Below are 21,250 nucleotides of genomic sequence, written 5' to 3'. Positions count from 1 at the left end.
GCCACAGGAGAACGACATGACACGGCAAATGGCGCTGGTTGGCTTCCTGCAGGCGCAGAACTGCACCAATCTGCCGGGCTCCTGGCGCCACCCGGAGTCGCGCGACGATTCGATGTCGGCGGATTACTATCAGGAGATCGCGCGCATCCTGGAGCGCGGCAAGTTCCACATGGCGTTCTTCGACGATCGCCTGGCGATGCCCGACCGCTACAACAATGATCACGCCCACACCGTCGAATACGGCATCCGCTGCGTGAAGATGGACCCGATCGTGGTGCTGACCACGATGGGCATGGTCACGACCAAGCTCGGCCTCGCCTCGACCGCCTCCACCACCTATTTCGAGCCGTTCGACGTCGCCCGCCGCTTCGCCACGCTCGATCTGATGACGAACGGCCGCGCTGCCTGGAACGTGGTGACCTCGGTCAATGACGGCGAAGCGCTCAACATGGGCAAGGCGCAGCATCTCGAGCACGATCACCGCTACGATCGCGCCGACGAATTCATGGAGGTGGTGCTCGGCCACTGGGATTCCTGGGAAGACGGTGCGCTGGTCATCGACAAGACAAGCGGCCGCTTTGCCGATCCGACCAAGGTGAAGCGGCTCGACCACAAGGGCGCGTTCTTCGCCTCGCGCGGTCCGTTCACGGTGCCGCGCTCGCCGCAGGGCCACCCCGTCGTGATCCAGGCGGGCGCCTCCGGCCGCGGCCAGCGCTTTGCCGGGCGCTGGGGCGAGGTGATCTTCACCGCATCGCGCAACCTCGCCAGCGCCAAGCAGGGCTACGATGCAATCAGGGGCGAGGCCGTCAAGGCCGGGCGCGATCCGGACCAGATGTTCCTCTGCAATTTGATCACGCCGATCGCCGGCGCCACCAAGGCCGAAGCCGAGGATCGCATGGCCGTGATCCAGAAGCTGCCGCTCGAGATCGACGCGCTGTCGCTGCTCGCCGAAGCGCTCAATTTCGATTTTGGCGCCAAGCCGATCGACGAGCCGCTGACGACAGAAGAGCTGCAGGGCATGCAAGGCATGATCGGCATGCGCGACGGCGTGCTGCGCGCCTCCGGCAAGAGCAATCCCTCAACCCGCGACTTCATCACCTTCTCCGGCCGCGCCCAGGTGCAGGATGCCATCGTCGGCGGTCCGAAGGAGATCGCCGACCGGCTGGAAGAAATGTTCGTCGGCCGCGGCTGCGACGGCTTCGTGGTCGCGGCGAGCTATGTGCCGGGCTCCTATGCCGACTTCGTCGACCACGTTGTGCCCGAGCTGCAGAAGCGCGGCCTGTTCCACAAGGATTACGCCGGCACGACGCTGCGCGAGAATCTCGGGCTCAAGCGCCCCGCCGCCGGCGCCTGGAAGATGCGCGCGCAAGCCGCCGCAGAATAGAAGGACATCATCATGCGTTGGCTGAAGTTCACCGCCGCAGGCACCACCCCGGGTACTACGTCTTGGGGCCTCGTCGAAGGCGACACCGTCATCACCGTCAACGGCGATCCGTTCGGTGAATGGAGCAGGACGTCGAAGACCCACGCTTTGAAGGACGTCAAGATCGAGCTGCCGCTGATCCCGCGCACCTTCTACTGCGTCGGGCTGAACTATCTGAAGCACCTCAAGGAAGCCGCCGACAAGGCCGGCACGGTGCCGAACGTGCCTGATCGTCCCGAGATCGGCTATCGCGCGCAGAACGCGCTGATCGCCCATGACGAGAATGTCGTGATCCCCGCAAGTGCGACCGAGAAGATCCACTACGAGGGCGAGCTCGTGGTCGTGATCGGTAAGAAAGCCAAGCATCTGACCGAAGCCAATGCGATGGACTGCGTGTTCGGCTACACCATCGGCAACGACGTCTCCGAGCGCAGCTGGCAGAAGGCCGATCGCGGGCTGTGGCGGTCCAAGAACGCCGACACCTTCAAGCCGATGGGCCCTTGGATCGAGACCGACGTCGATCTCGACCGCATGGAGACCATAATCCGCGTCAACGGCAAGGAGACCGGCCGCTTCCACACCAACGACATGATCTTCGGCATCGTCCCCTTCCTGGTCGAACTGACGAAATACTTTACGCTGTCGCCCGGCGACGTGATCTGGATGGGCACCGACGGCGCCTCGCCGGACCTCAGGGACGGTGACGTGGTCGAGATCGACATCACCGGGATCGGGACATTGCGCAACAGGTTCGTGAAGGAGAAGGTGTGAGGCACCGGCCTTGCTCTCAAGCACCGTCGTTGCGCAGCTATCAGTCCCGTCATCCTGAGGTGCTCGCGAAGCGAGCCTCGAAGGATGCACGGCCCCGCTGGTGGCCGTCGACCCTTCGAGACGGCCGCTTCGCGGCCTCCTCAGGGTGACGGTGGTAGAGCCCAAGTGCGCGCCTCCCTCCATCTCGTCGTCCCGGCGAAAGCCGGGACCCATAACCACAGGGTCGCGTTGTTGAAGCGAGCTGCGGCCCCAGCATCGCGCAACGATGACCATCGGTGGTTATGGGTCCCGGGTCGCGCTTCGCTTGCCCGGGACGACACTGTGTGTGGTCGCTTGTGAGTCACACGTCCACATTCTCGACAGCCTTTGCCGAGTTGCCCGTCGGGCCATCGTGACGTAGTCACATAGCCGCTTTTCGTGATGTGACAGACGCAGGACAACCGCAATACGGTGCGGCCACCCGTTCTCTGCACAGGACAGGCAACCATGCCACTTTCACGCCGAACGTTGCTTCAGGGCTCGTTACTCTCCGCCGCGGGGATCGCGTACGGCCCGTCGCCGGCGCTTGCCGAGCAGCCCGCCGAACTTCCGACATCGGAGCAGCGCCAGCAGATGGCTGGCCTGGCCACCGGCTTCATGAAGGAGTACGACGTCCCCGGTCTTTCCATCGCTGTCGCAATCAAGGGAAAGCCCGTCTATGTGGAGGCGTTCGGCGTTGCGAATCGGGAGACCGGTGAAGCATTGACGCCGCAACACCGCTTCCGGATCGCGAGCATCTCGAAGCCGGTGACCTCGACCGGGATCTTCACCCTGGTCGAAGCCGGCAAATTGCGGCTCGGCGATTTTGTGTTCGGCGCAGACTCCATTCTCGGCAAGGACTACCCGACGACGCCCACCCTGCAAAGCTTGATGCCGTCAGGCTCGTCTCGCTCGCTTGTCGAGCAGATCACGATCGAGCATCTCTTGACCCACACCACCGGGACCTGGGGAAACCAGTTTCGCGACCCGATGTTCATGAACCAGGACATGAAACATCGCGAGCTGATCAACTGGACGCTGGAGCATATGCCGCTCACCAACCCTCCAGGCGAGTCCTATGCCTATTCGAACTTCGGCTATTGCATCCTCGGACGCGTGATCGAGAAGCTGAGCGACCAGAGCTACGAGCAATACATCAAGGACTCCGTGCTGAAGCGATGCGGCATCGCCGAGATGCAGATTGCCGGCAATACGCTGAGTGAGCGGGCAAGCAACGAGGTCAGATATTACAGCCAGACCGGCGGCGATCCCTACCGGATGAACGTCGCCCGGATGGATTCTCACGGTGGCTGGATTGCGACGCCGGGCGATTTGACGACTCTGTTCGTCCATATCGACGGCTTCAAGGACACCGAGCAGTTGCTGACCGACGACAGCCTCCGCGTCATGAGCACCCCCAGCGCCATCAACCCGCGCTATGCCAAGGGCCTGTTCATCACAGCGAACAACAATTGGTGGCACAGTGGCCTGCTGGACGGAACGACGACGATCTCGGTGCGAACCAGCGGCGATTTCTGCTGGTCGGCGTTCACCAACACCAGGTCGCGAGAGGGCATGACCCGCGCTCTCGACCTGCTGGTCTGGCACATGATCAAGACGGTGCCCGACTGGCATCCTCAGAAGCGCGCGTAGGCTTGTCGCCATTCCAGCGGCGTAGGACGGGTCGAGCGACTTGTCCGCCGTAGCTCGAAGAACGAAGGCGGAAGCGAACCCATCAATTTCGAATCCGCGGCACGATGATGGGTATCGCTGCGCTCCACCCTTCCTACATTTGGGCTAGCGCGTAGCCCTTGGCCGGCTCTTCACGTGATCGATAAAGGCCCGCAGCTTCGGCATGATCTGGCGGTGGCCGGGATAGTAGAGGAACACGCCCGGCGTTGTCGGCGCGAACGGCTCCAGCACGCGGACCAGCTTCTTCGCCTTGACGGCGGCGGTGACCAGCGGTGCCGGCACTTGCGCCAGCCCCACACCTTCGATGGCTGCGCCGACCAGCGTCGGGAAATCATGGCCGATGAAGGATCCCGATACGGCCAGCTCGATCGAACGCCCCTGGTCGTTCAGCGACCATGGCGCCAGCCCGCCGTTCGATCGCCGCAGCCGCAGGCAGGTGTGCTCGCGCAAATCGTCCGGACGCCTGGGCCGGCCGCGGCGCGCGAGATAGTCCGGACTGCCGACGATGGCAAAAGGGAACGGCTTGGTCAGCCGCACCGCGACCATGTCCGGGTTGATGAACTGGCCCATCCGGATGCCGGCATCGAACCCTCCGGCGGCGAGATCGACCAGTTCCTCGCTGGCGGCGAGCTCGACCTCGATTTCGGGATACGCCTTGCAGAATGAGGCGATCAGCGGCTCCAGCAGGATTGGCACCACCGAGCGCGGCACGGTGAGACGCAACAGCCCGGCCGGCTTCTGCCCAAGCTCACGCGCGGCCCCGCTCGCGGCGACCAGCTCCTCGAAGGCAGGCCGCGCGCGCGTCAGAAATCGTTCGCCGGCTTCGGTCAGGCCGACGCTGCGGGTGGTGCGGATGAAGAGCACGGCGCCGACCCGCGCCTCGAGCGCGCGCACCGCCTGACTGATCGCCGACGGCGTCACCCCGAGCTCGGCGGCGGCGCGACGAAAGCTGCGGTGCTGCGCGACGGCCAGGAACGCCTCGACCCCGTCGAGAGCACCGTGCCGGACTGTGAAGTTCTGCTTCATGGCCCGTCAACATTATCGCGAATAGTCGCACACGGAAAGCGGTCGTACATCGGAGCCACAAGCAGCCGCACCGCGACGCGCGCTGCTCCATTCCACATCACGACTCCGTCGTGAACGGAGACATGCGACCGATGAAAGCATTCCGTCACACCCTCCTCGCCCTCACCCTCACTTTGACAGGCTTAACCTCCATGACCGCTCCTTCCCTTGCCCAGGCACAGGCCACCTCCACCATCACCACCGGCGTGATGGTCATCCTCACCGTCAAGCCGGGCGTCACCCGCGAACAGGTGATGGCCGTGATGCCCGACGAAATCCGCCAGACCGTGCAGCTCTATCTCAATGGCAAGGTCCGCGAATGGTATGCGAAATCCGACGGGCGCGGCGTCGTCTTCTTGCTCGATGCCAAGGATGCCGCCGAGGCGCACGCGATCATGGAGGGCCTGCCGCTCGCCAAGCAGGATCTGATGGACCACGACTACATCGCGGTCGGCCCGCTGCTGCCGCTCCGCCTGCTGTTGGCCAAGCCTTGAACGTCAAGGTCTCGAACGCAAGCCAACCGAACCGGATCGACAATCACCCAGGAACCGACCGTGCCCCCCAGCTTCAACCTGCCATTCGTCCTCAGCGTCGCCGGCGCCTTCCTGACCAGTGCTGTGGTCGCCATCATTTATGTCTGGCCTGCGCTCCGCGCGATGCCGCGTTATGACGCGTTGAGACTTCTCGCGGCTTTCCATGCGTTCAGGTTTTTAGGCATGAACTTCATGGTAACAGGCTTCGTGTCGCCGCAGTTGAGTGCGGATTTCGCCGGCCAGGTCGGCTGGGGCGATCTCATCGCTGCCGCGCTCGCGCTGCTTGCCATGGCCGCACTGTCCTGGCGCTGGTCGATTGCCATTCCGATGGTCTGGATCTTCAACGTCTGGGGCACGCTGGATCTTCTCAACGCCTACTTATATGGGCGTGAAGATCGGCGATCCCGGCCTGTTCGGCGCCGGCATCTATATTCCGGCGCTCTACGTGCCGCTGCTGCTGGTCAGCCACGTCATGGTTTTCATGATCTTGGCGAGGGGTGCATCGGAAATGGCGCGGGATGGATCGAGCGATGCGACACCCGTCAACTCATCCGCGGCACGATGATGGGTTTCGCTTCCGCCTTCGCTCTTCGAGCTACGGCGGACAAGTCGCTCTACCTGGACCGTCATCCTGAGGAGCGGCGTCAGCCGCGTCTCGAAGGATGCACGGCCCGGCTGGTGGCCGTTCGCCCTTCGAGACGGCCGCTACGCGGCCTCCTCAGGGTGACGGAACGAAAAGTTAAGCCTGCGGCTCGGTCGTCGTCACGACGGCTCTTCCATCAAAACGGCAACGCGACGCCGGTCTTGATCTCCTTCAGGATCACGTTGGTGCGGACGTGGCGGATGCCGGGGATGCGGAACATGAACTCGTCCAGGAATCTATTGTAGGCGTCCATGTCGCGCACGACGACGCGCAAATGATAGTCGGCATCGCCCGTGGTCGCGAAGCATTCCAGCACCTCGCGGCGCTGCATCACCCGCGCGACGAACTCGTCGACGAATTTGACGTCGTGCCGCTCCAGCGACACGTGCAGGATCGCCGAGGTCGCAAAGCCCGCCTGCTGGCGCGCGACCAGCGCGGAGTAGCCGGAGATGACGCCGGACTCCTCAAGCGCGCGGACCCGGCGCCAGCACGCCGAGGTCGACATGCCGACGGTCTCCGCAAGCTGCTGGTTGGTGGCGCGGCCGTCCTTTTGCAGCTCGGCGAGGATTTTTTCGTCTTGCTCTTCAACCATGCGCCCTTCTCATTTCGGTATATACTACCATAATTAAATCTATATTGGATTAATCTACCATAATGAAGCTTCGTGGAGAATAGATAGGTAAGACCTACCAGGCATCCGGGCATAGCGTTGTCGGATCAGACATTGCGATTCCAGGAGGCTCAGTCATGGGCCAGATGCCGCTGCTCGACGCCTACCAGCTCTCCGAGCGCTACAGCCGTGAACGCGGCCGCGTCTTCCTCACCGGCACGCAGGCGATCGTCCGCATCGCGCTCGACCAGATCAGGCGCGACCGCGCCGCAGGCCTCAACACCGCGGGCTTCATCTCCGGCTATCGCGGCTCGCCGCTCGGCGGCGTCGATCTCGAATTGTGGAAGATCGGCGAGCGGCTGAAGCAGAGCCGCATCGAATTCCTGCCCGCGGTCAACGAGGACCTCGCGGCCACCGCCGTGCTCGGCTCGCAGCAGGTCGAAACGCAACGGGATCGCGAGGTCGATGGCGTGTTCGGGCTGTGGTACGGCAAGGGCCCCGGCGTCGATCGCTCCGGCGATGCGCTGAAGCACGGCAATGCCTACGGCTCGTCGCCGCATGGCGGCGTGCTTGTTATCGCCGGCGACGATCATGGCTGCGTGTCGTCCTCGATGCCGCATCAATCCGACGTCGCCTTCATGAGCTGGTTCATGCCGACGCTGCATCCGGCCGATGTGAGCGAATATCTCGCGTTCGGCGAATATGGCTACGCGCTGAGCCGGTTCTCCGGGATGTGGGTCGGCTTCAAGGCGATCTCGGAGATCGTGGAATCCGGTGCCTCGGTGGAGCTTGCGCCGCCGCGCGTCTTCGCGCAGCCGGAGTTCGTGCCGCCGCCCGGCGGCCTGCATTATCGCTGGCCCGATCTGCCGGGCCCGCAGATCGAGGAGAGGCTGGAAGCGAAGAAGCACGCAGTCTACGCCTTCGCAAAAGCCAATCCGATCGACCGCCGCATCTACGACATCAAGGACGCGACCTACGGCATCGTCACGACCGGCAAGGCGCATCTCGATCTGATGGAGGCGCTGCGGCTGGTGGGACTGGACGAGCCCGCTTGCCGCCGCTTCGGCATCGACATCTACAAGGTCGGCATGGTGTGGCCGCTGGCGCTGCATGACGCGATGGAGTTCGTGAAGGGCAAGCGCGAGATACTCGTGGTCGAGGAGAAGCGCGGCATTATCGAGAGCCAGTTCAAGGAATATTTCTATGACTATCCAGGCTCCAAGCCGGAGCGCATGGTCGGCAAGCATGACGAAAACGGCGCGCGGCTGATCTCCTGGATCGGCGAGTTGTCGCCGCTGATGCTGGCCGACGTACTGGCGCGGCGGCTCGATCCGATATTCCCGGAGCTGCAACTCGCCCGCCGCGTCGCCGCGCTCGCACCCGAACGGGAGCGCACGATCGCAGTCCCGGGCGCGACGCGCACACCGTATTTCTGCTCGGGCTGCCCGCACAATACGTCGACCAAGGTGCCCGAAGGATCGAAGGCCTTGGCCGGCATCGGCTGCCATTTCATGGCTAGCTGGATGGACCGCGAGACCTCGTCGCTGATTCAGATGGGCGGCGAAGGCGTCAACTGGACGGCATCGTCGAGATTCACCGGCAACAGCCATGTATTCCAGAATCTCGGCGAAGGCACCTACTATCACTCGGGCTCGATGGCGATCCGGCAGGCGATCGCGGCCAACGCCAACATCACCTACAAGATCCTGTTCAACGACGCGGTGGCGATGACCGGCGGCCAGCCGGTCGACGGTCCGGTCAGCGTGCACGCCATCGCGCACAGCGTCCGCGCCGAAGGCGTTGCGCGGATCGCGCTGGTGTCCGACAACCCCACGCAGTTCTCGCTGGCGGATTTGCCCTCAGGCGTCACCATCCATCCGCGCGAGGAGATGGACGCCGTGCAGCGCGAGCTGCGTGCGATCAAAGGCGTCACCGTGCTGATCTATCAGCAGACCTGCGCCACCGAGAAGCGGCGGCGACGCAAGCGCGGGACGATCACGGATCCCGCGCGTTTCGCCGTCATCAACGACCTCGTCTGCGAGGGCTGCGGCGACTGCTCGGTGGAATCCAACTGCCTCAGCGTCGAACCCAAGCAGACGCCGTTCGGCCGCAAGCGCAAGATCAACCTCTCGACCTGCAACAAGGACTTTTCCTGTCTCAACGGCTTCTGCCCGAGCTTTGTCACCATCGAAGGCGGCAAGCGGCGCGCGAAGGGCGCAAGCGCGATCGATCCGCTGGCGCGCGCCGCGGCGCTGGCGGCGCCGGAGCTTGCGCCGCTCGACAAGCCCTACGATCTGCTGGTCACCGGCGTCGGCGGCACCGGCGTCATCACGGTCGGCGCGCTGATCGCGATGGCCGCGCATCTCGAGGGCCGCGGCGTCTCGGTGCTCGACTTCACCGGCTTCGCGCAGAAGTTCGGCCCCGTGCTGAGCTATCTGCGGCTTGCCGCGGCGCCCGAGGCGCTGCACCAGGTGCGGATCGACCAGGGCGCGGCGGACGCGCTGATCGGCTGCGACCTCGTGGTCAGCTCATCCGCAAAAGCCTCCGGCACCTATCGCAGGGGCATGCGCGCGGCGGTCAATCTGGCCGAGATGCCGACCGGCGATGTGGTGCGCTTTCGCGACGCCGACCTCGCCTCGCCGGTGCGGCTACGCGCCATCGAACGGGTGATCGGCGCCGGAAACCTCACCGCGATCGACGCCAATGCGCTGGCCGAGCGGCTGCTCGGCGACAGCGTCTACGCCAACATCATGATGCTCGGCTTTGCCTGGCAGCAAGGCCTGGTGCCGGTCTCGCTCGACGCACTGACGCGCGCGATCGAGCTCAACGGCGTCACGGTCGAGCGCAACAAGCAGGCGCTGGCCTGGGGCCGGCTCGCCTTTGCCGACCCGGATTTCTTGCCGAAGGCCGAGAATGCCGACGCCAACGCGCCCGAGACGCTCGACCAGATGATCGCACGGCGCGCCGATTTCCTGCGCGATTACCAGGACGAGGCGTACGCCGCGCGCTATCGCGCGACGATCGATCGCGTCCGTCGCGCCGAGGCGGCGCTGAACAGCGAGAGCCTCACCGACGCCGTGGCCCGCTCGCTGTTCAAGCTGATGGCGTACAAGGACGAGTACGAGGTGGCGCGGCTGCATATGCAGACGGGCTTCCTCGACGAGCTCAAGCGCGAATTCGATGGCGACTATCGCGTGCAGTACCATCTGGCGCCGCCATTCCTCGCCTCCGGGCACGATGCGCGCGGACGGCCGCGCAAGCGTGCGTTTGGGCAATGGATACAGACGCCGCTGCGGTTGCTGGCGCGGCTCAAGGGGCTGCGCGGCACGGCGTTCGACGTGTTCGGCTACACCGCCGAGCGCCACGCCGAGCGCGCGCTGATCGGCTGGTATGAGACGCTGATCGATACGGTGCTCGGCAATCTCGACAACACCCGCCTGCCCGATCTCGTCGCAATTGCAAAGGCGCCGATGGAGATCCGCGGCTATGGACCGGTGAAGGACGCCGCGATCGACAAGACCAAGGCGGAAGTCGCGCGGCTGACCGCGCGACTTGTCGCCATCTCACCAGATGCCGGCGACGGCTCAGGCGGCCGCGCTGCGCTTGGCGGGTGATATCAGGCCGACCACGATGGTCGCGAGCACGGCGACCATGATTTTGAGCAAGAGCGCGCCGAGCCCGACGTCTTGAACAAGGCCGGCACTGCGTCGGTCGGCGACGCGCGATGATGTTGTGGCGGCGATGCGCGTATCGACATCTCGCCTGTGGCCACCCCTCACCCCTCCCCCACAAGGGGGCTGGCCTATTCGGCCTTGATGCCGGCGTCCTGGATCACCTTGCGCCAGCGCGCCTCTTCGCCGGCAAAATAGCGGTCGAGTTCGGCCGGAGGCTGGGCCACCATTACGAGGCCCTCATTGACGCTGAGCTTCGTGAAGGCCTCCGCCTGCACGGCCTTGGCCGCGGACTTGTTGAGGCGGTCGATGATCTCAGGCGGCGTGTTTGCAGGTGCGTAAAGGCCGTACCAGGATTCCGCGGCGTAGCCGGATACGCCGGCTTCCGAGACCGTCGGCAGTTGCGGGAACGAGGCCGAACGCTCGGCCGAAGTGACTCCGATCGCACGCAGCTGCCCGGCCTCGACCAGCGACGCGCAGCTTGCGACCGTGGTGAACATCACCTGGATCTGGCCGCCCATCAAATCGGTGATGGCAGGCGCCGCGCCCTTGTAGGGGACGGTGGTGAGATTGACGGACGCCATGTGCTTGAACAATTCACCGGCGAGATGCGCCGAGGTGCCGGTGCCATAAGTCCCGTAGGACAGCTTTTCCGGATCGGCCTTTGCGGCCGCGATCAGGTCAGCGATCGATTTGATCGGCGAAGCCGGATTGACCACCACGACGTTGAACGAGCGCGCCACGAGCGCAACGGGCGCAAAGTCCTTGTGCGCGTCATAGGGCAGCTTGCGGTAAAGGCTCGGATTGACGGCGTTGGCGAAGGTCGCCATCAGCAGCGTGTAGCCATCGGCCGGGCTCGCCGCGACGCTCTGGGTGCCGATGATGGTGCCCGCCCCCGGCTTGTTCTCGATGATCACGGTAACGCCGAGATCATTCTGCATCTCCTGCGCCAGCGTGCGCGCCACGACATCGGTGCCGCCGCCCGGCGCGAACGGCACCACGATTTTGATGATGTGATCGGGATAGGCGGCGAGTGCCGGCGCTTGCAACAATGCATTTGCTGCGATCGCGAACAGAATCGATGTGAGGAAACGAAGCGGCATGGCAGGCCCCGGCAGCAGGCGGTGTTCTCTTCATACACGCGAACGCCATGCGTGGAGTGCCGGGCGGTCATGACGAGCGGAAGAGCGCTGCCAGTCCCGTCACCCTGAGGAGCGCGCCCTTGCGCGCGTCTCGAAGGGTCGACGGCCACCAGCCGGGCCGTGCATCCTTCGAGACGCCGCTACGCGGCTCCTCAGGATGACGGTGAAAAAGCGCGCAAGCCTGTCTACCATCGCGCTCACGAATACGGATTGATCAGCTTCTGCTGCTCGGTGGCGTGGTGCACCAGGAGGTCGATGAAGGTGCGGACCTTGGCCGAGAGGTGATGGCGGTGCGGATAGACTGCGTTCATGGTCAGCTCGACCGGCCGGTACTCCGGCAACAGCCGCACCAACTCGCCCGACTCCAGCTCGTCGCGCACCAGGAAGCCGGCCGCGAGGAACACGCCGACGCCGGCCAGCGCCGCAAGCTTCAGCGTCTCGCCGCTGTTGGAGATCAGATTGCCGGAAACCCGCACCTCGGCCGGCGTGCCTTTGCGGTCGGTGAAGTGCCAATCATCGCCGTAGGGATAGTTGGCGTGGCGCATGCAGTTGCGCGCGGAGAGATCGGTGAGCTGCTCGGGCTTGCCGTGCTGTTCGATATAGCTGTGCGAACAGCACAGCACGTGGCGCCAGGTCGCGATGGTGCGCACGATCAGGCTGGAGTCCGGCGGCTGGATCATCTGCACCGCGAGATCGTAATTCTCGTCGATCAGATCGGCGTTGCGCTCGCCGATCGTGAGGTCGACCTTGACCTCGGGATAGCTCGCGAGGAACTCGGCCACCGCCGGCGACAGGAACTGCACCAGATGGGTGTTGGTGAAGATGCGCAGCGTGCCGCGCGGGATCGATTGCTGCGCACTGGCGACTTCATCGGCCTGCTCGATATCGGCGAGGATCTGGACGCAGCGGTCATAATAGGCCTGGCCGATTTCGGTGAGGCTGACCTTGCGCGTGGTGCGGTTGAGCAGCCGTGCGCCGAGCCGGTCCTCCAGCGACTGCACGTGGTTGCTCACCATGGTGGTGGACATGTTGAGCTTGCGGCCGGCCGCGGAAAAGCCGCCGGAATCCACGACCCGGACGAAGGCGGTCAGGCTGGTCAGGCGATCCATGAGAGGTCCGGATTATCAGCGATGGCTTGATAATGCTTCCAGTTTTATCGGGATTATCACAGCCGGGAGGATATTGCATCTAAGGGGCCTAGCAGGCGCCCTTTCTGGAAGGACGCAGATTTCGACCAGGAGGACGCCATGTCGACCACGACCTATATCCCTGACGAATCAGCTAAAATTGGTCTTCGCCCGTCCCGCAAGGCGATCAAGCGGGTGGCGCTCGGCCTCGCCGCGGGACTGGGCATCATCGCCGCCGCCGACTTCGGCTACGACTACCTCACCACCGGCCGCTACCTCCAATCGACCGACGACGCCTATGTGAAGGCGGACTCCACCATCATCGCGCCGAAAGTGTCGGGCTACATCGCCCGCGTGCTGGTCACCGACAACCAGCCGGTGAAGGCCGGCCAACTGCTGGCCCAGATCGATGATCGCGACTACCGCACGGCGCTCGGCCAGGCCAAGGCCGATGTCGACGCCGCGGAGGCCTCGGTGCGTAACCTCGATGCCCAGCTCGAACTGCAGCAGCCGGTCATCGACCAGAGCACCGCCGATGTCGAAGCTGCCGAGGCCAATCTGAAATTCGCGCAGGAAGAACAGACCCGCTACGACGGGCTGATGAAGTCCGGCTCCGGCACCATTCAGCGTGCGCAGCAGACCGACGCGGCGCTGCGCGCCAACACCGCGCAGTTGCAGCACGCCAAGTCGGGGCTGTCGGCGGCGCAGCGCAAGGTCGACGTGTTGACCACGCAGCGGGCCCAGGCTGTTGCGCAGGCCGACCGCGCCCGTGCCGTCGAGCAGCAGGCCGAGCTCAACCTGTCCTACACGAAAATCACCGCGCCGGTCGACGGCACGGTCGGTGCCCGCACGCTCCGGGTCGGGCAATATGTCCAGGCCGGCACCCAGCTGATGGCGGTGGTGCCGCTCGATGCGGTCTATGTGGTCGCCAATTTCAAGGAGACGCAGCTCACCAATGTGCGCAGCGGCCAGCCGGTCGAGCTCACCGTCGATAGCTTCCACGGCACCACGCTGAAGGGCCATGTCGACAGCCTGTCGCCGGCCAGCGGTCTCGAATTCGCGCTGTTGCCGCCCGATAACGCCACCGGCAATTTCACCAAGATCGTGCAGCGCGTCCCGGTCAAGATCGTGCTCGACGACCGCAGCCTCACCGGCCTGCTGCGCCCCGGCATGTCGGCGATCCCGACCGTCAACACCAAGGCGACCGTGCTGGCCGAGCGCGAGGAGAAGCGGCGACTGGCATCAGTGACGCGGCCGAGTGGCGGGTAGGAATTATCGCTTCTTCGAAAGTCAACACGCGATCGATCCATTGGATCGATCGCGCTTTGCTGTCCGCGAACGCTCTTCGCCTCTCCCGCTTGCGGGGGAGGCCGCATTGCATCGCAGATGCGATGCGGGTGGGGGCTCTCTCCGCGGCGTGACTCGCGGAGAGAGCCCCCACCCCCAACCCTCCCCCGCAAGCGACAGGGCTATCGCATATGGGCCAGGGCTTTGAGGAGGTAGTCGTCGTTCCATGCGCATTTTTTGATGCGGTGGCTGATAGGGACCTTCGGCGGGTCGGTCATCTGCAGGATATTTTTTGCGATTCGCTTGAGGATGGCGATGTTGGCAGGTGCGTGGTCCTTGCGAGCTCGGTTCATATCCTCGGCGAGATGAACATCAAGCATCCAGTGCAGGCCGTTCTCGACCTGCCAATGGGCTCGCGTGATGTCGAGGGCCTGCTGCGGCGAGAACACGCGCGAGGTCATGAACAAGCGCGTCAGCGGCTCGGACCGATCACGCCGGGAAGTGATCCGGATGATGGCGGCATGGCCGGGCATCAGCGCGGTCTCGACCGGCACCACCTCAGCTTTCCGCCATTCGTCGCGGCCATGACCGCGTTCCGTCTGCTCGACAACCGGTGGCGAGGGCGCTCGTGCCAGCAGGCTCTCGGCTTCCTTGTGCCAGTGACCACGGTTGCCTTTCAGCGCCAGCACATAGTCCGCATTCTGTTCGACGACCGCCTCGGCCATCCGGCGATGGCAATGCAGCGCGTCGGCCGTGACGATCTTGTCAGTCAGATCAATCAGCGCGATCACCTTCAGGGCGGCCTCAATCTCGTTCTCGGCCGCCGTCGGCGACGCGGCCGCAAGGCAAAGCCGGGTTTGCGTGGCGAAGGCCGAGACCGTCAGCGGCGGATAGGCCTGCTGGCCTTGTTCATAGGCGCGCCGCAAGGCCTTGCCGTCGAGCGCGACCACCTCGTCTGGCGTGGCCACAGTCGTGCCGCTGGATTCGCCGAGCGCCCGGGCAAAACCCGCGGCAAACGACGCAAAAGCCTGCTCGAACGCCCGCGGATCCAGCAGCCGCAAAAGCCGCGAGAAAGTATCGTGGCTGGGGGCCACGTCGTAATCGATCAGGCGAGACAGCACAGCCCTGCGGGTCTCCGCGAACAACGCAAATTCGGTTGCTGTCGCGGCCCCGCACAGGCTCGCGGCGACCATCATCACGATCAGGTCGCCCAACCGATGCGTCGCGTTTCCGGCTCGGGGGTCGGGAACCGATCCAAAACAGGTTTCCAGGCAGATGGCCGTTTCTCCTTCGAAAAACTGCCTCCCTCAAGAATCCCTATTCAGCCTCAACACAAGAAAAATCCATATGCGATTCCCCTGCCCGCAAGCGGGAGAGGGAGCCTGACAGGCCGTGTTCACCTTACATCAGCACCTCGCAGACGACCCGCAACGTCGCGTCGCAGCAAACAGCACTCGATTATCAACTTCGGCCGGACAATCCTTCCAGTCTTTCCCGGATTATCGAAACCGGCCGCCTAATACATCTTGCGTGGGCAAGCAGGAAAGACTCCGATGACCGCGCTCCAGCCCACCGCCAATGCAGCCGACGCTGCTACCCTCACCGCCCCCGCAACGCCGGCTGTGCCATCGATCCCCACGAAAACCTGGATCGCGGTGATCGGCGCCACGCTCGGGGCGTTCATGGCGGTGCTCAACATCCAGATCGTCAACGCCTCGCTCGCCGACGTGCAGGGCGCGATCGGCGCCGGGATCGACGACGGCGGCTGGATCTCGACCTCGTACCTGATCGCCGAGATCGTGGTGATCCCGCTCTCCGGCTGGCTCGCGCAGGTGTTTTCGGTGCGCATCTATCTGCTCACCAACGCGTTCCTGTTCCTGGTGTTCTCGGCGGCGTGCGCGCTGGCGCAGGACCTGCCGCAGATGATCGCGCTGCGCGCCATCCAGGGCTTTACCGGCGGCGTGCTGATCCCGATGGCGTTCACGCTGATCATCACGCTGCTGCCGAAGGCCAAGCAGCCGATCGGGCTGGCGCTGTTCGCGCTGTCGGCGACGTTTGCGCCGGCGATCGGCCCGACCATCGGCGGCTATCTGACCGAGAACTGGGGCTGGCAGTACATCTTCTATGTCAATCTGGTGCCTGGCGCCGTGATGATCGGGATGCTGTACGTCTCGCTCGATCCGAGCCCGATGAAGCTGTCGCTGATCCGCCAGGGCGACTGGCTCGGCATCATCACCATGGCGATCGGCCTTGCCGCGCTGCAGACCGTGCTGGAAGAAGGCAACAAGGACGACTGGTTCGGCTCGCCCTTCATCGTCCGCCTGTCGGTGATCGCCGCGGTCGCGCTGGTCGCGTTCCTGATCGTCGAATTCACCGTCGAGAAGCCGCTGCTCAATCTGCGCCTGCTCGCTCGCCGCAATTTCGGCTTCGGCATGCTGGCCAACTTCCTGCTCGGCATCGCGCTGTACGGCTCGGTGTTCATCCTGCCGCAGTATCTGGCGCGCATCCAGGGCTACAACGCCGAGCAGATCGGCATGGTGCTGGCCTGGACCGGCCTGCCGCAACTGCTGCTGATCCCGCTGGTGCCGCGGCTGATGCAGCGCTTCGACCCCCGCATCATCATCGGCATCGGCTTTGCGGTCTTCGCCGGCTCCAACTTCATGAACATCTTCATGACCAACGATTACGCGACCGATCAGCTGTTCTGGCCCAACGTGGTCCGCGCCATCGGCCAGGCCCTGGTGATGGCTCCACTGTCGGCGGTTGCGACCGCGGGCATCGAGATGGAGAACGCCGGTTCCGCCTCCGCTCTGTTCAACATGATGCGGAACCTCGGCGGCGCCGTCGGCATCGCGGTGCTGCAGACGCTCTTGACCAAGCGCGAGCAGTATCACTCCAATGTGCTGATGCAGTCCGTCTCGGTGCTGGAGCAGGCCACCCGCACCCGGATCGAGCAGATGACGCAGTATTTCATGAATCACGGCGTCGCCGATCAGGCCGCCGCCGCCCACCGCGCCATCGCCGCGATCGGCAACGTCGTGCAGAAGCAGGCCTACATCCTCGCCTTCAGCGACACCTTCTATCTGCTCGGCGTGGCGCTGATCATAGCGCTGGCTGCGACACTCTTCCTGAAGAAGCCGGGCCAGCTTGCTGGCGGCGGTGCACACTAGATTCTTGTTTGACGCGTTTTCTTCACGCGAACCGGTACCCTTCGCTCGAAAACGCTCTGGCCTTTACCCCCAACCCCAACCAAGGAGAACGACCATGAAGCCCCGCATGAATTTCTACCAGGCCGCACCCGAGACGATCAAAGCGCTGGTCGCGGTAGAGACCCAGATCACCGCGAGCGGTCTCGAGCAATCGCTGATCGAACTGGTCAAGACCCGCGCATCGCAGATCAACGGCTGCGCCTACTGCATCAACATGCACACCGAGGACGCCCGCAAGCACGGCGAGACCGAGCAGCGGCTCTATCTGCTCAACGCCTGGCGCGAATCCCCGCTCTACTCCGAGCGCGAGCGCGCGGCGCTGGCCTGGACCGAAGCGCTGACGCTGGTATCGGAAACGCACGCGCCCGACGCCGACTATGAAGCGGTGCGCGCGCAGTTCTCGGACAGCGAGCTCGTCAACCTGACCACGCTGATCGGCGCCATCAACGCCTGGAACCGGATCGCGATCGGCTTCCGCGCGGTGCACCCGGTGAAGGTGAAGGTCGCGGCGTAAGGGGCGGCCGCAACCCTTCTGCGTCATCCCCGCGCAACGGCGTCGCCGTTGTCGCTGGAGGTGCGAGCTCTTGCGAGCCTCGAAGGATGCACGGCCCCGCCGGTGGCCGTCGACCCTTCGAGGGCCGCTGAAGAAGCGGCCACCTCAGGGTGACGGGTTTGGCCTTTGCGCTAGCAGCAAGCCATCACTCGAAGCGCGATGGATTGCCGGGTTCAAGCCCGGCAATGACGGATCAAACCGCCGTCGCCCTGGCGAAGTCGACATAGATCTCGCGCAGGCGGTCGGTGATCGGGCCGACCTTGCCGGTGCCGACCTTCTTGCCGTCGATCGCGACCACGCCTTGCACGAACACCGAAGCGCTGGTGATGAAGGCTTCCTTGGCGGCGAGCGCTTCCTCGACCGTGAAGGCACGTTCCTCGATGCGGAGCTGGCGCTCCTCGGCGAGTTTGACCACCGCCTTGCGGGTGCAGCCAGGCAGGATCTCGTTGCCGTTCTGCCGGGTCACGATGACGTCGTCCTGGGTGACGATGAAGGACGAGGATGAGCCGCCCTCGGTGACCTTGCCGTCCTCGATCATCCAGGCCTCGCCGGCGCCGGCCGCAGCCGCTGCCTGCTTGGCCAGCACCTGCGCCAGCAGCGCCACGCTCTTGATGTCGCGCCGCTCCCAGCGGATGTCAGGCACCGTGATGACGTTGATGCCGGCCCTGGCCGAAGGCGCGTTGATGATGTCCTTTTCCGAGGTGAACATCACCAGCGTCGGCTTGACGTCGGCCTTTGGGAACGGGAAGTCGCGTCCCTTGTCTGCGCCGCGGGTGACCTCGAGATAGACCATGCCGTTGACGAGGTTGTTGCGCGCAACGAGCTCCTTCTGGATCGCCTCGATCCGCTCCAGCGTCTCCGGCAGCGCGAGCTGGATCTCGCCGACCGAACGCTTGAGCCGCGCCAGATGCGAGGCGTTGTCGATCAGCTTGCCCTCGAGCACCGCGGCCACCTCGTAGATGCCGTCGGCAAACAGGAATCCGCGGTCGAACACCGAGACCTTGGCCTCGGAATGCGGCACGAACGAGCCGTTGACGTAAGCGATCTTTTCCACGCGAGTTCTCCTGCGGACGACGGACTAGGTTTCAGGCCTTCGTATACGCAAATTGTTAACGGGGATAAACCCTCTCTCCGTCATTCCGGGATGCGCCCGCCAGGGCGCAGGCCCGGAATCCGTAACCACGATCGTGAGTATGGCTTCCGGGCTCGCGCCAACAGGTGCGCAATTGCACACCGGGGAATGACGGAGTGGAAAGGGCCGGCGCCTCAACCCTAATGCTGCAAGATCTTCGACAAGAACTTCTGCGCGCGGTCGCTGCGGGGCTTGCCGAAGAAGTCGACCTTCTTGGCATCCTCGACGATCTCGCCGCGGTCCATGAAGATGACGCGGTCGGCGACCTTGTTGGCAAACCCCATTTCGTGGGTCACGACCATCATGGTCATGCCCTCGCGGGCGAGGTCGACCATCACGTCGAGCACTTCGCTGATCATCTCCGGATCGAGCGCCGAGGTCGGCTCGTCGAACAGCATGGCGATCGGGTTCATCGCAAGCGCGCGCGCGATCGCGACGCGCTGCTGCTGGCCGCCGGACAATTCGGCGGGGAATTTCTTGGCGTGATCCTTCAGCCCGACGCGATCGAGCAGCTTCATGCCGGTGACCACGGCATCGTCATGCTTGCGGCCCAGCACCTTCTCCTGCGCGAGGCAGAGATTGTCGAGGATCCGCAAATGCGGAAACAGCTCGAAGTGCTGGAACACCATGCCGACGCGCGAGCGCAGCTTCGGCAAATCGGTCTTGGGGTCGTTGACCTTGATGCCGTCGAGGATGATGTCGCCGCCCTGGATCGGCTCCAGCGCGTTGACGCATTTGATCAGGGTCGACTTGCCCGAACCGGACGGGCCGCAGACCACCACCACCTCGCCCTTGGCGACGCTGGTGGTGCAGTCCTTCAGCGCCTGGAAGCTCGGCCCGTACCATTTGTTGACGTGATTGATCTCGATCATGATGGCTCAACTTGTTTGTTCAGCGAACAATGGCAATACGCGCCTGCAGGCGGCGGACGAAGAAGGACGCGACACAGGAAACGACGAAGTAGACCAGCGCGGCGAACAGGTACATTTCGACCAGACGGCCGTCGCGCTGCGCAACCTTGCTGGCGGCGCCGAGGAAATCCGGGATCGACAGCACGTAGACCAGCGAGGTGTCCTGGAACAGCACGATGGTCTGCGTCAGCAGCACCGGCAGCATGTTGCGGAACGCCTGCGGCAGCACGACGTAGCGCATGGTCTGGCTGTAGGTCAGGCCGAGCGCGTTGGCGGCGGCCGGCTGGCCGCGCGAGATCGACTGGATGCCGGCGCGCATGATCTCGGAGAAATAGGCTGCCTCGAAGATGATGAAGGTGATCAGCGACGAGGCGAACGCGCCGACCGTGATAGGCCGCGACGCACCGGTCACCCACTGCCCGATATAGGGGACCAGGAAGTAGAACCAGAAGATCACCAGCACCAGCGGCAGCGAGCGAATGAAGTCGACATAGAAGCCGGCGATGCGCCCGAGCACCTTGTAGCCTGACAATCGCATCAGGGCGATCAGGGTGCCGAACACGAGGCCGCCGAACGCGGCAAGCGCCGTCAGGGTCAGCGTGAAGCGCATTCCCTCGAGGAACAGATAGGGCAATGATCGGCGGATGACGTCGAAATCGAAACTGCCGAGCATCGTCATTTCCCCGCGATGTAGCCGGGGATCGCGACGTAGCGCTCGAGGTAGCGCATCGCGGTCACCACGACGAAATTGAGGAGAAGATAGAGCACGGTGGCCGCCGTGAAGGCCTCGAATACCTGGAAGGAAAATTCCTGCATCGAACGGGCCTGGCCGGTCAGCTCGATCAGGCCGATGGTGATGGCGACCGCGCTGTTCTTGATGGTGTTGAGGAATTCGGAGGTCAGCGGCGGCAGGATGATGCGGAACGCCATCGGCAGCAGCACGTAGCGATAGGTCTGCAGCGTGGTGAGACCCAGCGCGGTTGCAGCCTGCTTCTGGCCACGCGGCAGCGAGCCGATGCCGGCCTGCAATTGCACTGCAACGCGCGCCGACATGAAGAAGCCGACGCCGATCGCGGCGGTCCAGAACGGCGCATTCGGCAGCTGCTTCATCCAGAGCCCGGCAGCCCTCGGCAAAAGTTCAGGCAGCACGAAGAACCACAGGAACAGCTGCACCAGCAGCGGCATGTTGCGGAAGAACTCGACCCAGCAGAAGCCGATCCACGACGCCGTCTTCGACGGCAACGTGCGCAGCACGCCGACCACGGAGCCGAACACCAGCGCGATGATCCAGGCGAGCACCGATACCTTGATGGTGACCACCAGTCCCGCCAGCAACATGTCGAGATAGGTGCCGGTCCCCATCGGGTTCGGCTCGAGAAAGATGTGCCAGTTCCAATTGTAGTTCACAGGTCCCCCGCGCTCCCGCGCCAATCACGCATTACGCCGACGTCACGCGCGGCGTC

19 protein-coding genes are annotated in these 21,250 nt (G+C 64.3%); 9 read left to right on the top strand and 10 right to left on the bottom strand.

Features of this window, described 5'->3' with window-relative positions:
* Window positions 1–16 precede the first annotated feature (16 nt).
* The 3 genes from HAP48_RS21665 (at window position 17) to HAP48_RS21655 (ending at window position 3,865) form a co-directional block, all read left to right on the top strand.
* On the top strand, window positions 17–1,384 hold the full coding sequence (locus HAP48_RS21665; RefSeq protein ID WP_166210182.1) for an LLM class flavin-dependent oxidoreductase: 1,368 nt from the start codon (window positions 17–19) through the stop codon (window positions 1,382–1,384).
* A 12-nt stretch (window positions 1,385–1,396) separates the two neighbouring features.
* Complete coding sequence (locus tag HAP48_RS21660; RefSeq protein ID WP_166210185.1) at window positions 1,397–2,194, top strand: fumarylacetoacetate hydrolase family protein; 798 nt, start codon at window positions 1,397–1,399, stop codon at window positions 2,192–2,194.
* Window positions 2,195–2,680: 486 nt separating this feature from the next.
* Window positions 2,681–3,865: a serine hydrolase domain-containing protein gene (locus tag HAP48_RS21655; protein ID WP_166210188.1), complete on the top strand. Its 1,185-nt coding sequence runs from the start codon at window positions 2,681–2,683 to the stop codon at window positions 3,863–3,865.
* 144 nt (window positions 3,866–4,009) lie between these two features.
* On the opposite strand, the gene HAP48_RS21650 is transcribed toward HAP48_RS21655, so the two are convergent.
* Window positions 4,010–4,930, bottom strand: a complete 921-nt coding sequence (locus HAP48_RS21650) for a LysR substrate-binding domain-containing protein (RefSeq protein ID WP_166210191.1) — start codon at window positions 4,928–4,930, stop codon at window positions 4,010–4,012.
* A 131-nt stretch (window positions 4,931–5,061) separates the two neighbouring features.
* On the opposite strand from HAP48_RS21650, the gene HAP48_RS21645 reads away from it, so the two are divergent.
* Entirely contained in the window at window positions 5,062–5,463 is a 402-nt protein-coding gene (locus tag HAP48_RS21645) for a muconolactone Delta-isomerase family protein (RefSeq protein WP_224496534.1), read from the top strand.
* A gap of 60 nt (window positions 5,464–5,523) precedes the next feature.
* Window positions 5,524–6,390: a hypothetical protein gene (locus tag HAP48_RS21640; protein ID WP_224496533.1), complete on the top strand. Its 867-nt coding sequence runs from the start codon at window positions 5,524–5,526 to the stop codon at window positions 6,388–6,390.
* Here HAP48_RS21640 and HAP48_RS21635 read toward each other — a convergent pair.
* Entirely contained in the window at window positions 6,282–6,737 is a 456-nt protein-coding gene (locus HAP48_RS21635; RefSeq protein ID WP_029079294.1) for an Lrp/AsnC family transcriptional regulator, read from the bottom strand. The genes HAP48_RS21640 and HAP48_RS21635 overlap by 109 nt on opposite strands.
* A gap of 155 nt (window positions 6,738–6,892) precedes the next feature.
* Here HAP48_RS21635 and HAP48_RS21630 point away from each other — a divergent pair, with 155 nt between their 5' ends.
* Window positions 6,893–10,369 (top strand): indolepyruvate ferredoxin oxidoreductase family protein, encoded by a 3,477-nt coding sequence (locus HAP48_RS21630; protein ID WP_166210194.1) that lies wholly within the window; start codon window positions 6,893–6,895, stop codon window positions 10,367–10,369.
* On the opposite strand, the gene HAP48_RS21625 is transcribed toward HAP48_RS21630, so the two are convergent.
* The 3 genes from HAP48_RS21625 to HAP48_RS21615 form a co-directional block, all read right to left on the bottom strand.
* Window positions 10,340–10,534 (bottom strand): hypothetical protein, encoded by a 195-nt coding sequence (locus HAP48_RS21625; RefSeq protein ID WP_166202890.1) that lies wholly within the window; start codon window positions 10,532–10,534, stop codon window positions 10,340–10,342. The genes HAP48_RS21630 and HAP48_RS21625 overlap by 30 nt on opposite strands.
* A gap of 23 nt (window positions 10,535–10,557) precedes the next feature.
* The gene (locus HAP48_RS21620; protein ID WP_166210197.1) at window positions 10,558–11,529 is read right to left on the bottom strand and encodes a tripartite tricarboxylate transporter substrate binding protein; all 972 of its coding nucleotides are present in this window, start codon (window positions 11,527–11,529) and stop codon (window positions 10,558–10,560) included.
* 236 nt (window positions 11,530–11,765) lie between these two features.
* The gene (locus HAP48_RS21615; RefSeq protein ID WP_166210200.1) at window positions 11,766–12,677 is read right to left on the bottom strand and encodes a LysR family transcriptional regulator; all 912 of its coding nucleotides are present in this window, start codon (window positions 12,675–12,677) and stop codon (window positions 11,766–11,768) included.
* A 138-nt stretch (window positions 12,678–12,815) separates the two neighbouring features.
* Between HAP48_RS21615 and HAP48_RS21610 the strand changes: the two genes are divergently transcribed.
* Window positions 12,816–13,964: an HlyD family secretion protein gene (locus tag HAP48_RS21610; protein WP_166210203.1), complete on the top strand. Its 1,149-nt coding sequence runs from the start codon at window positions 12,816–12,818 to the stop codon at window positions 13,962–13,964.
* Window positions 13,965–14,164: 200 nt separating this feature from the next.
* Here HAP48_RS21610 and HAP48_RS21605 read toward each other — a convergent pair whose 3' ends face one another.
* Complete coding sequence (locus HAP48_RS21605) at window positions 14,165–15,253, bottom strand: ISAs1 family transposase (protein ID WP_210292854.1); 1,089 nt, start codon at window positions 15,251–15,253, stop codon at window positions 14,165–14,167.
* Between the two features lie 282 nt (window positions 15,254–15,535).
* Between HAP48_RS21605 and HAP48_RS21600 the strand changes: the two genes are divergently transcribed.
* Window positions 15,536–17,152 carry an MDR family MFS transporter gene (locus tag HAP48_RS21600; RefSeq protein WP_166210206.1) on the top strand — a complete coding sequence of 539 codons (1,617 nt, stop codon included), beginning with the start codon at window positions 15,536–15,538 and terminating at the stop codon, window positions 17,150–17,152.
* 94 nt (window positions 17,153–17,246) lie between these two features.
* The gene (locus HAP48_RS21595; RefSeq protein ID WP_029079321.1) at window positions 17,247–17,705 is read left to right on the top strand and encodes a carboxymuconolactone decarboxylase family protein; all 459 of its coding nucleotides are present in this window, start codon (window positions 17,247–17,249) and stop codon (window positions 17,703–17,705) included.
* A 232-nt stretch (window positions 17,706–17,937) separates the two neighbouring features.
* Here HAP48_RS21595 and HAP48_RS21590 read toward each other — a convergent pair whose 3' ends face one another.
* The 4 genes from HAP48_RS21590 to HAP48_RS21575 all read right to left on the bottom strand — a co-directional run bounded on the left by HAP48_RS21590 (window position 17,938) and on the right by HAP48_RS21575 (window position 21,194).
* Entirely contained in the window at window positions 17,938–18,798 is an 861-nt protein-coding gene (locus tag HAP48_RS21590; RefSeq protein WP_166210209.1) for a D-amino-acid transaminase, read from the bottom strand.
* Window positions 18,799–19,016: 218 nt separating this feature from the next.
* Window positions 19,017–19,748 (bottom strand): amino acid ABC transporter ATP-binding protein, encoded by a 732-nt coding sequence (locus HAP48_RS21585; RefSeq protein WP_166210212.1) that lies wholly within the window; start codon window positions 19,746–19,748, stop codon window positions 19,017–19,019.
* Between the two features lie 19 nt (window positions 19,749–19,767).
* Window positions 19,768–20,460 (bottom strand): amino acid ABC transporter permease, encoded by a 693-nt coding sequence (locus HAP48_RS21580; RefSeq protein WP_166210215.1) that lies wholly within the window; start codon window positions 20,458–20,460, stop codon window positions 19,768–19,770.
* Window positions 20,461–20,462: 2 nt separating this feature from the next.
* Complete coding sequence (locus HAP48_RS21575; RefSeq protein ID WP_166210218.1) at window positions 20,463–21,194, bottom strand: amino acid ABC transporter permease; 732 nt, start codon at window positions 21,192–21,194, stop codon at window positions 20,463–20,465.
* Window positions 21,195–21,250: the final 56 nt, after the last annotated feature.

The organism is Bradyrhizobium septentrionale, assembly GCF_011516645.4.
Taxonomy (GTDB): Bacteria; Pseudomonadota; Alphaproteobacteria; order Rhizobiales; family Xanthobacteraceae; genus Bradyrhizobium; species Bradyrhizobium septentrionale.
This window is presented reverse-complemented; position numbering and strand designations above follow the sequence as displayed.